This window comes from Acidovorax sp. LjRoot204, assembly GCF_056175785.1.
The window spans coordinates 1-11,976 of the sequence record NZ_JBGFFF010000136.1 but is presented as its reverse complement, the minus strand read 5'-3'; the positions used below and the strand labels follow the sequence as shown (position 1 = coordinate 11,976).

Below are 11,976 nucleotides of genomic sequence, written 5' to 3'. Positions count from 1 at the left end.
GCCCATCACTGCGCTTCCTGCTCCTGCAGCGCGCGCCACATCACCTTGCCACTGCCGCTCTTGGGCAGCGCCGGCACAAACTGAACGATGCGCGGCACTTTGTAGACGGCCATGTTCTCGCGGCACCAGTCGATGATCYGCTGCTCGGTCGTGTCCTTGTGSGTRGCGCGCAGCACCACCACCGCCTTGACTGTCTCGCCCCGGTAGCTGTCCTTGGCCGCGATGATGCAGGCCTCCTGAATCGCAGGGTGGCGGAACATCAACGCCTCGACCTCGGCCGGCCACACCTTGAAGCCGCTGGCATTGATCATGCGTTTGAGCCGGTCGGTCAGGAAGAAGTACCCATCCTCATCCATGCGCCCCAGGTCGCCCGAGCGGAAGAACCGTTTGCCCTCGAACTCGATGAAGGCTGACGCCGTGGCATCGGGCCGCTTCCAGTAGCCCTCGAACACCTGGGGGCCATGGATGATGATCTCGCCCTGTTCGCCCACGGGCAGCTCCTGCAGCGTGTCGGGGTCAATCACCCGCGCATCGGTGCTCATGAACGGAATGCCCAGGCACTGCTGCTTGGGGTGGTCCGGCGGGTTAGCGTGCGACGGAGCGGCCGTTTCGGTCAGGCCATAGCCCTCGGCATACCGCAGGCCATATTGCTCCAGAAGGCGCTGCGCCACGGCCTGCGGCATGGCCGCTCCGCCACCACCGATATAGGCCAGGCTGGAGAGGTCATAGCTGGCAAAGTTCGGGCTGCCCAGCAGGTCGATGACCATGGTGGGAATGTTGGTCCAGGTGGTGACCTGGTAGCGCGATATCRGGCGCCCGGCCAGGTCGCGGTCCCAGCGAGGCATGATGACCAGCGTGGCGCCGCAGTAAATCGACGTGTGCATCACGCTCACCATGCCGGTGATGTGGAACATGGGGACCACCGCCAGCGTCACATTGTCGGCAGACCCATTGCCCCACAGGCTGGCGGCCACCGTGTTGTGCATGATGCTTTTGTGCAGGTGCATGCAACCTTTGGGCAGCCCCGTGGTGCCACTGGTGTAGGGCAGCAGCGCCAGGTCGGCCGGGCCTACCAACAAAGCGGGGGGCGCATCAGTACAAGCCAGGGCATCTACCCAGGCGTGGGCTTGCCCGCCCTCCAGCGCCGGCAAGGGGTGGCGCGTGCCCAGCCAGTCCATCCACGCCTCGGGGGGCGCATCCATGCCGGTCACGGCCACGTCAAACGCATCCGAGAACTGCGTGACCACCAGATGCGCCAGCCGCTCGCCAGGGGCCAACGCATTGCTGGCCTTGGCCATCTCCGGGGCCAGATCACCGGTGGTGATSGCCACCTTGGYGTCRGGRTCGRYGATGTAGTGCTTGAGCTCCTCRGCCCGGTTCATSGGGTTGACSGGCACCACCACCGCATTRGCGCGCARGATSGCRAARTGRGCSAYYACCAGYTGCGGGCAGTTCTGCATGYMCAGCACCACGCGGTCGCCSCGCTKCACGCCCAGTTGCGCCAGCCGCGCAGCCAGGCGCTCCGCGCCTTCCATCAGTTGCCGGTAGCTGACCGCGGTGCCGAAAAACACCAACGCCGCCTTGTCGGGGTAGCGACGTGCATTGGTCGCCAGGTTGTCCCACAGCGGGGTGGCAGGCAGTGTGATGGCGTGGGGAAGGCGGCGGGGCCAGAACTTGTAGTGAGGGCGCATGGGGCAGACAGTCTCCTTTTGATCGCAAGCCTAGTTCGCAGCCCTCAGCACGACAATGGGGTGCCCCTCGGCAAGCGTCGCCAACGCGACCGCCCCCCCTGGGCCATCGATTCTGCCTCGCCTCCGCCTTATCACACCTTTGGCAATCTAAGCGCGAGTGAGCTCTCGCATTTTGTGATGCGCGTGAGTCACATTAATTCCGCAGATTCGTTTTGGATACGAAGTGTCACATTAAATCCGCAGATTCGTTTTGAACATGAAGTTCATCGTTGCGTTCGATCCTTAGAATGGCCTTGCATACAGGTAATAACCCTCTCTCCTTAAAGTAGAAAATTGCATAAGACAAGCCATATCTCCCTTGCCTCCATTCACGCTAGGCCAGCCTACGTTGAAGCTGTACTGAATCAGCTGACACATCGGAAGATTCCGCTGTTTTTTCGAGATGAGAGGCAAGTGGATAGTCGAGTTGTGCTCGAGGGCCTCACCCAAGGAACGCTGGGTTCTAATGTTTTCTACGAAGTGTTGCTAAAGGAAGCAATAACCCGGGTAGTCGGAATCGTGGCGGTCCAAAAACCCGCGACGAAGGAATCGCCAGCCTATATTTCCTTCTTGCTCATTGATGCAGACTTTCGCGGTCGCGGTCTGGGGCACGACGTTATTCTTCTTCTCGACAAGGAACTAGCCCAGTTTTCTGACACGATCTTGCTCCATGTTTCACCTCCCAGCCCCAGCCTGATTGCATTTTGGAAACGCAACGGTTTCGTCACGGTGGACGGTCTTCAGGAGATTGTGGGTGTAGATCAAACGAAACATACCGGCACACTGATGCAAAAACGGCTTCACACGACCGCTTCGCTCGAGCTACTGCACTAAATGGCGGTCCTTGTAGGTGAGACCAACCGTCTCACCGCCGGAGATAACTTCAGTCAACTATTGACCTGCGCCCACAACTTGTCCAGCCGCTTCACGCTGACCGGCTGGGGCGTGCGCAGCTCCTGCGCAAAGAAGCTCACGCGCAGTTCCTCCAGCAGCCAACGCAGCTCTTGCATGCGGGCATCCACCGCGCCCTTGCGCTCGGCGACCAGGCGCCAGTAGCGCTGCTCTTGCGGGCGCAGCTCGGCCAGCTTGGCGGCGTCGCGGGCGGGGTCGGCGCGGTATTTGTCCAGGCGCAGGGTGATGGCCTTGAGGTAGCGGGCGTAGTGCGCCAGTTGCGCCCAGGGGGCCACGGCAATGAAGTTCTTGGGGACCAGGCGTTGTAGCTGCTGCATGGCGTCCGCTGTCGCGTCGGGCGCGTTCTTCGTGTCTTTGATCTTGCGGGCGGCGGCTGCATATTCGGTGAGGATGGTGGCGGCCAGGCGGGCGACCTCGTTGGCGATCAGCGTGAGGCGGCCCCGGCCCTCTTCCACGCGGCGCTTGAAGGCGTATTCGTCGGTGGGCAGCGGGTCGAGCAAAAAGGCACGGTCCAGCGCCACGTCGATGATCTGGGTGCGCAGCTCTTCCTGCGTGCCGAGCGGCATATAGGCCACAGCCATCTTCTGCAGATCGGGGATGTTCTTTTCGAGGTACTTGAGGGCGTCCTTGATCTGCAGCGCAAACAGGCGGCGCAGGCCCGCGCGGTGCTTGGCGGCGGCCACCTCGGGTTCGTCGAAGACTTCGATGGTCACGGCGTCGCCACCGTCGATCAGGGCCGGAAAGCCGATCAGCGTCTGGCCGGCCTTCCTGATCTCCATGAGTTCGGGCAGCTCGCCGAATGTCCAGGTGGTGTAGCGCTGGCCTGCAGGGGTCGATGGTGCAGCGGGTGCGGAAAGCGTCGTGCCGCCTGGCTTGGCCGCTGGGCCTGGCCCGTTAACTCCTGATTTGATAGCACCCCGGGCATGATTCTCTAGCGCCTGCGGCGCTTTTTGCTTCAAATCCGCTGCATCGGCGGCTGTACTGCCCAATTTGAGCCCCGCCAGCGCCTGGAACGCGCCCCGCGCCTTGGCGCCCCACTCGGCCTTGAGTGCGCCCAGGTTGCGGCCATGCCCCAGCTGGCGGCCGTGCTCGTCCACCACACGGAAGTTCATGAACAAATGGGGGCTGAGCATGTCGAGCTTGAAGTCGGCRCGCTTSACGTCGAGCGAGGTTTCGTCGCGCACCTGCTTGAGCAGCACCTCGGTCAGGCCRCCGATGCCAAAGCGCTCGGGTGCGCCCAGCAGCTCGGCCAGGCGCGTGGCGCTGTCGGGCAGCGGCACAAAGCGGCTGCGCGGGCGCTGCGGCAGACTYTTGAGCAGSGCCTGGATCTTGTCCTYGAGCATGCCSGKCACCAGCCAYTCGCAGCGCTCKTCGCTCACCTGGTTGAGCACRAAGAGCGGGATGGTCACGGTGATGCCGTCACGCGCATCGCCGGGCTCGTGCAGATAGCTTGCAGCGCAGTCCACACCGCCCAGGCGCACCGTCTTGGGAAAGGCGTTGGTGGTGATGCCGGCGGCCTCGTGGCGCATCAGCTCCTCGCGGGTGAGCTTGAGCAGGTCGGGTTGCTTTTTGCTTTCTTCGCGGTACCAGGCCTCAAAACCATGGCCGCTGCACACCTCGGGCGGCAGTTGCTGGTCGTAGAAGGCGTAGATGAGTTCGTCGTCCACCAGCACGTCCTGCCGGCGGGATTTGTGCTCCAGCTCTTCCACCTTGGCGATCATCTTCTGGTTGGCGGCCAGGAAGGGCAGGCGCGTCTCCCAGTTGCCACCCACCAGGGCTTCGCGGATGAACACCTCGCGCGCAGCGTGCGGGTCCACCTTGCCAAAGTTCACGCGGCGGTTGTTGTAGACCACGATGCCGTAGAGCGTGGCGCGCTCCAGCGCCACCACCTCGGCGGACTTCTTCTCCCAGTGCGGGTCCAGCAACTGCTTTTTGAGCAAATGGCCGCCGATCTGCTCCAGCCACTGCGGCTCGATGGCGGCGATGCCCCGGCCAAACAGGCGCGTGGTCTCGACCAGTTCCGACGCGATGATCCAGCGGCCGGGCTTTTTGTTCAGGTGCGCGCCGGGGTGCTTGTAGAACTTGATGCCACGCGCGCCCAGGTACCAGTCTTCCTCGTCACTCTTGCAGCCTACGTTGCCCAGCAGCCCGGCCAGCATGGACAGGTGCAGCTGCTCGTAGCTCGCGGGTTGCGTGTTGATCTGCCACTTGTGCTCGGTCACCACCGTGAGCAGCTGGGTGTGGATGTCGCGCCACTCGCGCAGGCGGCGGATGCTGATGAAGTTCTGGCGCAGCAGCTGCTCGTACTGGCGGTTGCTGAGCTTGTGGGTGGCGGCCGGGGCCACTGCGGCGACAGCGGGTGCAGGTGCAGGTGCAGGAGGCGCTGCCGCTGGGCTGCCCCCGCCGCTTCGCTGCGCCACCGGCAGATACGCCTGCGAAGGCGCCTTCTGCGCGGCCATGGCCTTTTGGGCGCGGGCCGACGGCAGGCTGGGCGCCCCGCCCCGGGCCTCGTTGATCCACTTCCACAGCTTCAGATACCCGCTGAACTCGCTCTTGTCGTCGTCGAACTTGGCGTGCGCCTGGTCGGCCTGCTGTTGTGCCTCCATSGGSCGGTCGCGCACGTCCTGCACGCTCAGTGCGCTGGCGATGATGAGCACCTCGTCCAGCGCCTTGCGGTCGCGCGCCTCGATGATCATGCGGCCCACGCGCGGGTCGAGCGGCAGACGCGACAGCTCCACACCCATGGTGGTGAGTTCGTTCGCATCGTCCACCGCACCCAGCTCGGCCAGCAGCTGGTAACCGTCGGCAATCGCGCGGCCCGAAGGCGCCTCGATGAACGGGAACTGCGTGACATCGCCCAGGTGCAGCGACTTCATGCGCAGGATGACGCCCGCGAGCGAGCTGCGCAAAATTTCGGGGTCGGTAAAGCGCGGGCGGCTGTTGAAGTCCGCCTCGTCGTACAGGCGGATGCAGATGCCGTTGGCCACGCGCCCGCAGCGGCCCGCGCGCTGGTTGGCTGCGGCCTGGCTGATGGGCTCCACCAGCAGCTGCTCCACCTTGCTGCGGAATGAATAGCGCTTGACGCGCGCTGTGCCTGCGTCAATCACGTAGCGGATACCCGGCACCGTGAGCGAGGTCTCGGCCACGTTGGTGGCCAGCACGATGCGGCGGCCCGTATGGCCGTCAAAGATGCGGTCCTGCTCGGCCTGACTGAGGCGCGCAAACAGCGGCAGCACCTCGGCATTGCGCATCACGGGCTGGTGCGACAGGTGCTTGCGCAGGTGGTCGGCAGCCTCGCGGATCTCGCGTTCACCGGGCAAAAAGACCAGGATGTCACCCGCCGCATTCCCCTGCCACAGCTCGTCCACGCCATCGGCAATGGCCTCGTTCAGACCGTAGTCGCGGCTCTCTTCAAACGGGCGGTAGCGCTGCTCCACCGGAAAGGTGCGGCCCGACACCATGATGACCGGGGCCGGCCCCTTGGCGCTTTCAAAGTGTTTGGCAAACCGGTCCGCATCAATCGTGGCCGACGTGACGATGACCTTCAGGTCCGGCCGGCGCGGCAGGATCTGGCGGATGTAGCCCAGCAGAAAGTCGATGTTGAGGCTGCGCTCGTGCGCCTCGTCGATGATGATGGTGTCGTAGGCCTTGAGCAGCGGATCGGTCTGCGTCTCGGCCAGCAAGATGCCGTCGGTCATGAGCTTGACGGACGCATCGCGCGAGAGGCGGTCCTGGAACCGCACCTTGAAGCCCACCACGTCGCCCAGCGGCGTGTTCAGCTCTTCGGCAATGCGCTTGGCCACGCTGCTGGCCGCAATGCGGCGTGGCTGGGTGTGGCCAATCAGCTGCCCTTTCTGTCCCGGCTTGGCATTGCACTTGCCGCGGCCCAGCGCCAGCGCAATCTTGGGCAGCTGGGTGGTCTTGCCCGACCCCGTTTCACCGCACACGATGATMACCTGGTGCTTGGTGATGGCCTCCATGATCTCGTCGCGCTTGCCCGACACCGGCAACGACTCGGGGAACGTGATGCGCAGCGGCGCTGGCGGCGCGGCGGGTGCAGATACGGGTGCTGGAGCAGGAACGCGGGACGACGCAGGCAAACGCGGATCAGAAGAGGACATAGGCCCGCATTATCGATAGCAGCACCCTGCCCCCTGCGCTGCATCTGTGCTTTTGGTACGACATTTCGCCGCGTTTTCAGCGCTTTTCGTTGCCAAAGCCCGCCAGCGCCGCCAAAATCGCGCCCATTCTTCGCAAGCCCCTGTTCAGCGCCACCCTCGGCGCACGGCCCGAACAAACCCCTGAAGGTCTCCGACATGTCTGCCCTTTACGCCGCACCCGTCTGACCACAGTCCACCGCCCCGGCTGGACTGTGCACACACAGTTCAGCCATGGCAAATGCACCCGCGCACTCTTTCACGCGCTCCGCAAGCCCTGGCTCCATCGCCGGGGTTTTTTGTTTGTGGAGTACGTGCACACCATGAGTGCCAAAAAACTGTCTCGGGCCTTCGCCCAGGGTGAAATCAAGAAGCTGCGTCGCATGAAGCAGCCCCTGGTGCTGAAGCTCGAAGCCTCGGGCCCGCCCCGAAACCCTGTGGCCGCAGCGCTGGCCCAACGCAGCCTGTCCAGCGCGGCAGGCAAGCACATCCGAACCCGTGGGGCCCAGCGCCGTGCGGACAACGTCGCCCTGCGCAAGGCGATCCAGAACCCCTTTTTGAACGATTGACATGAATCCCTTCAACAATCCACTGCCGCCACACCAGCGGCATCCCACCCCGCATCCTGCGCTGGCCGGTGCGCCAACGCTGGCAGCGCATCCATCCCCGATGCGGTCAGCGCACCCTGTGCGTGCCCAGGCCACCGCGCCCCTCACACCGGTTGCCAGCAGCGCAGAGCTGGCCGCGCGCCAGCAGACTTTGGCCCACGCGGCGTTGCAACTGAAAGCCGAGCTGTTCGGCATCGACGACGTGATCGACCGTGTGATCAATGCCATCCGCGCCTGGTACGTGCTGCCGCAGCTCATCACCCGGCCGGTCATCGTCTGCCTGTGGGGCCTGACCGGCACAGGCAAGACGCAGCTCACGCGGCGGCTGGCCCAGCTGCTGGGCTTTTACGACCGGTTTGTGGAAGTGCAGATGGACGGCTTCAGCCACGGCGCGAGCTACCGCAGCTCGTCCATCTCGGGCATGYTGGGCGACTCGGGCATTCACGAAGGCATGCCGGGCATCCTGGTGCTGGACGAGTTCCAGCGCTTTCGCACGGTGGACACCAAGGGCGCCGACGTGAAGGTGGAGCGCTACCAGGACGTGTGGACACTGCTGTCCGACGGGCGCCTGCCACCCGCGTTGAGCGCACTGTCCAACATCGAGCGCAAGCTGGCCGATGCGCACTACGAGGCTGAGCGCGCCGAAGATGGCGATGACGACCGCGCAGGCAAGAAGCCCTACCGCTTTCAACTGGACGCCTGGGATGCGCAAGAACTCAAGCGCATGCTGAAGCTGCAGGAGCCGCTGTCCGCCATCATGCAGTGGCCGCCCGCCAAGGTGCAGGCGCTGTTTGCCAACTTTCAACAGTCCAGCCATGCATGGGAGACCGACTACAGCAAGCTGCTGGTGTTTATGTGCGGCAACCTCGACGAGATGTACCACGAGACCGCGCAGCGCGTGGAAGACTGCGACACCGATGCCGACATCTTTCACCGCCTGACCCGCAAGCTGTCGCTCATCGATGTGAAGAAGGCGCTGGGCGAACGCTTCAAGCCCGAGCAGATCGCGCGGCTGGGCAATGAACATGTGGTCTACCCGTCGTTCAGCAAGGCGACGTATGAGCGCCTCATCCATAACCTGTGCACACGCTATGTGGACGATATTGCAGCGCAATGCGGCGTGCGGTTTGCCATCGGGCAGGATGTGCTGAGCGAGCTGTATGCCAACGCGGTGTTCCCTGCGCAGGGCACGCGGCCACTGTTCTCGTCGGTGCATGCGATCCTGAGCGCCAACCTGGTCAACGCGGCGTTGTGGGTGGTGCAGGAGCAGCTCTCAACGGACCAGGAGTTCGCCATTCACCTGGCGCCCGACAAGCGCCACCTGCTGGTGTCGGGCCAAGGACCGGAGGGCGCAGTTCAGGCCGCGTTTGCGGTGACGCTGGAGCTGAACCGGCTCAAGCAACGTGCCAATGCAGACTTTCGTGCCCTGCTGGCGGTGCACGAGGCGGGTCACGGGCTGGCGTACTGCGTGTTGTTCGGCCACGCTCCGCAAGAGGTGAAGATCAACATTGCCTCGTTCGAGGGCGGCTACAACAGCTTCTCCAGCCTCAAGGCCACCACGCGCCAGAACGCGCTCGACATGATGTGCGTAGGCTTGGCAGGCCGCGTGGCAGAAGAGCTGGTGTTTGGCGAAATGGCCTGCACCACGGGCGCCGAGCAGGACTTCAAGCAGGTGACGGCCGAGGCAGCGCGCTACATCCGCCACCATGGCTTTGGCGCGCGGCTGGCCCGCACCGATGTCACCGTGGAGATGGACAACCATGTCAACACCGACATCGGCCCGAGCAACAAGGCCATCGAGGCGCTGATGCAGCAGCAATACCAGCGTGCCCAGGCGCTGCTGACCACGCACCATGAGGCACTGGGGCGCACGGTGGACGCCTTGCTGGCACACGGCACCATCGCCCCTGCGGAGATGGTGGCGCTGCTCCAGGGCTGCGGCATTGCGCTGGCGCCCCCCTCAGATGCCGCAGGCACCCTGCCCGAAGAAGGCCTGGTGCTGGAGCCTTTTGGTGCCAAACTCAGCGCGTTTCGCGCGCGCGGGGCGGCATCCGCTGCACCCCAGCTGGCGTAACACCCAGCACGAAGGCGAAGGACCAAGGATCAAAATGGCCAGCGGGTTTTCCGAGTCCGGTGACGGGCTGCACTACGCCGAGCACATCTCGGTGCCGATGCGCCTCTTTGTGGGCACCATTGCGCTGGGCATGTTCCTGATTCCTGTTCCCTTTGTGATGCACGCCACGGCCCGGACGCCGTGGCTGCACCTGCTGTTGGCCGCCGCGTGTGTGGTGGCGGCCTGCGCCATGGGTGCGCTGTTTTTGGCGATTGCTCTGGGGCGGGTGCTGACGCTACATTTCGACCCAGCCAGGCGCCAGGTGCGGCGCACCTCGCGCTGGCCGCTGGTGGGCCGCACTGTGCACATTGCGTTTGATCGCTTTGCACCACCAGAGGTGGTGGAACGCACCTCAGAAGACGGCCCCTACCATGTGCTGCGCCTGACAGTGCGTGGCGAGCGCCCCATGCACCTGGGCGGGTTTGACCGGCGGGAAGATGCCGAACGCTGGCGCAGCCGCATCGCAGCGCTGTTCGTCGGTCACCCTGGCTGAGCGTGCAAATCCCAGCACCCGGTCGCTAAGGACACTTATCATTCGCTCCTCGCGCATTACCACCACTGCCCCAAACACCTTTCTCCATGTCCGCCGTCTTCAATTTCACCTTCGTSCCCTGGTTCCGCTCGGTGGCGCCCTACATCCACAAGTTCCGCAACCAGACGTTTGTGRTCGSGCTGACRGGTGAGGCGATTGCGGCCGGCAAGCTGCACAGCATTGCGCAAGACCTGGCACTGATCCAGGCCATGGGCGTGAAGATCGTGCTGGTGCACGGTTTTCGCCCGCAGGTGAACGAGCAGCTGGCGGCCAAGGGGCATGCGGCCAAGTATTCGCATGGCATCCGCATCACTGACTCTGTGGCGCTCGACTGCGCGCAGGAGGCCGCCGGGCAGTTGCGCTACGAGATCGAGGCAGCGTTCAGCCAGGGCCTGCCCAACACGCCGATGGCGGGCGCCACGGTGCGGGTGATCTCGGGCAACTTTCTCACGGCGCGGCCCGTGGGCATTGTGGATGGGGTGGATTTTCAGCACTCGGGCCTGGTGCGCAAGGTGGACGTGGCCGGCATCCAGCGCACGCTGGACATGGGCGCGCTGGTGCTGCTGTCGCCGTTTGGCTTTTCGCCCACGGGGGAGGCCTTCAACCTGAGCATGGAAGAAGTGGCCACGAGCGTGGCCATCGAGCTGCGGGCCGACAAGCTCATCTTTTTGACCGAGGTGCAGGGCATCCGCATGTCGCCCACCGAGCCCGAGAGCGAMGACAACCCCATCGACACCGAGYTGCCGCTGGCCGCCGCGCAGGCGCTGCTGGCCCAGTTGCCCCCGGCGCAGCAGCCCACCGACACGGGCTTTTACCTTCAGCACTGTGTGAAGGCCTGCAAGGCCGGCGTGGAGCGCAGCCACATCCTGCCGTTTGCGGTGGACGGCTCGCTGCTGCTGGAGGTCTATGTGCACGACGGCATCGGCACCATGGTCATCGACGAAAAGCTCGAAGAGCTGCGCGAGGCCACGATTGACGACGTGGGCGGCATCCTGCAGYTGATCGAGCCCTTCGAGMRSGACGGCACGCTGGTCAAGCGCGACCGCACCGAGATCGAGCGCGACATCGCCACCTACACCATCATCGAACACGACGGCGTGATTTTTGGCTGCGCGGCGCTCTACCCCTACCCCGAAGCCAAGACGGCCGAGATGGCTGCGGTGACGGTATCGCCGCAAAGCCAGGRCACGGGCGACGGCGAAAAGCTGCTCAAGCGCATCGAGCAGCGCGCGCGCCTGCTGGGGCTGGACAGCATCTTTGTGCTGACCACCCGCACCATGCACTGGTTCATCAAGCGCGGCTTCTCCCCCGTGGACCCGGACTGGCTGCCCGACGCCCGCAAGCGCAAGTACAACTGGGACCGCAAGAGCCAGGTGCTGGTCAAGAAGCTCTAAGAGCGGGTGAAAGTCTCGCGCGCGGCCGCCACGGCGCGCGCCACCTGCGCAATCGCCGCATCCCGCTGCTCCGGCGACGCCTTGGAGCGCGTGAGGTAACAGGTCACCAGCACCGGCGCGCCGCCGCCCGCGGGCCACAACACGCCAATGTCGTTGGCCGTGCCGCTCTCGCCCGCCGTGCCCGTCTTGTCGCCCACCTTCCAGCCCGGCACACCGGCACGCAGGCGCTTATCGCCCGTGCTGGTCTCCACCAGCCAGCGCTGCAGCCAGGCCCGGGACATGGAGCTGRGCGCGTTGCCCAGCACCAGTTTCTGCATGGTCTGCAGCATGGCCAGCGGCGTGGTGGTGTCACGCGGGTCGCCCACGGCAGCCTCATTCAGCGTGGGCTCGGTGCGGTCCAGCCGCGTGACCTCGTCACCCAGCGAACGCACGAACGCGGTGAACCCGGCCGGGCCGCCATGGCGGGCCAGCAGCACATTGGCAGCGGTGTTGTCGCTCAGGCTGACGGTGGCAGAGCACAGCTCACCCAC

General features: G+C 64.7%; 8 protein-coding genes. 5 read left to right on the top strand and 3 right to left on the bottom strand.

The window, feature by feature from the left end:
- Positions 1 to 5 precede the first annotated feature (5 nt).
- The gene (locus tag AC04MI_RS19395; RefSeq protein WP_476498458.1) at positions 6 to 1,691 is read right to left on the bottom strand and encodes a long-chain fatty acid--CoA ligase; all 1,686 of its coding nucleotides are present in this window, start codon (positions 1,689 to 1,691) and stop codon (positions 6 to 8) included.
- A gap of 468 nt (positions 1,692 to 2,159) precedes the next feature.
- Here AC04MI_RS19395 and AC04MI_RS19390 point away from each other — a divergent pair, with 468 nt between their 5' ends.
- On the top strand, positions 2,160 to 2,564 hold the full coding sequence (locus tag AC04MI_RS19390) for a GNAT family N-acetyltransferase (protein ID WP_436078647.1): 405 nt from the start codon (positions 2,160 to 2,162) through the stop codon (positions 2,562 to 2,564).
- Positions 2,565 to 2,617: 53 nt separating this feature from the next.
- On the opposite strand, the gene hrpA is transcribed toward AC04MI_RS19390, so the two are convergent.
- Positions 2,618 to 6,763, bottom strand: a complete 4,146-nt coding sequence (gene hrpA / locus AC04MI_RS19385; RefSeq protein ID WP_476498457.1) for an ATP-dependent RNA helicase HrpA — start codon at positions 6,761 to 6,763, stop codon at positions 2,618 to 2,620.
- A gap of 359 nt (positions 6,764 to 7,122) precedes the next feature.
- On the opposite strand from hrpA, the gene AC04MI_RS19380 reads away from it, so the two are divergent.
- From AC04MI_RS19380 to argA, 4 genes are all read left to right on the top strand, one after another.
- On the top strand, positions 7,123 to 7,368 hold the full coding sequence (locus AC04MI_RS19380; RefSeq protein WP_015014345.1) for a hypothetical protein: 246 nt from the start codon (positions 7,123 to 7,125) through the stop codon (positions 7,366 to 7,368).
- 1 nt (position 7,369) lies between these two features.
- Positions 7,370 to 9,481: an ATP-binding protein gene (locus AC04MI_RS19375; protein ID WP_436078645.1), complete on the top strand. Its 2,112-nt coding sequence runs from the start codon at positions 7,370 to 7,372 to the stop codon at positions 9,479 to 9,481.
- A 34-nt stretch (positions 9,482 to 9,515) separates the two neighbouring features.
- A complete protein-coding gene (locus AC04MI_RS19370; RefSeq protein ID WP_146871077.1) occupies positions 9,516 to 10,013 on the top strand; it encodes a hypothetical protein in 498 nt (165 codons plus the stop codon).
- Positions 10,014 to 10,099: 86 nt separating this feature from the next.
- Complete coding sequence (argA, locus tag AC04MI_RS19365) at positions 10,100 to 11,446, top strand: amino-acid N-acetyltransferase (protein WP_476498456.1); 1,347 nt, start codon at positions 10,100 to 10,102, stop codon at positions 11,444 to 11,446.
- Here the strand turns inward: argA and bla are convergent.
- Positions 11,443 to 11,976: class A beta-lactamase (gene bla / locus AC04MI_RS19360; protein ID WP_476498455.1), on the bottom strand; the 534-nt coding region annotated here is incomplete at its 5' end. The genes argA and bla overlap by 4 nt on opposite strands.

Excerpts from the sequence above, each read along its gene's own strand:
- AC04MI_RS19380 (WP_015014345.1), top strand. The coding sequence starts at position 7,123 with ATGAGTGCCAAAAAACTGTCTCGGGCCTTCGCCCAGGGTGAAATCAAG.
- AC04MI_RS19370 (WP_146871077.1), top strand. The coding sequence starts at position 9,516 with ATGGCCAGCGGGTTTTCCGAGTCCGGTGACGGGCTGCACTACGCCGAG.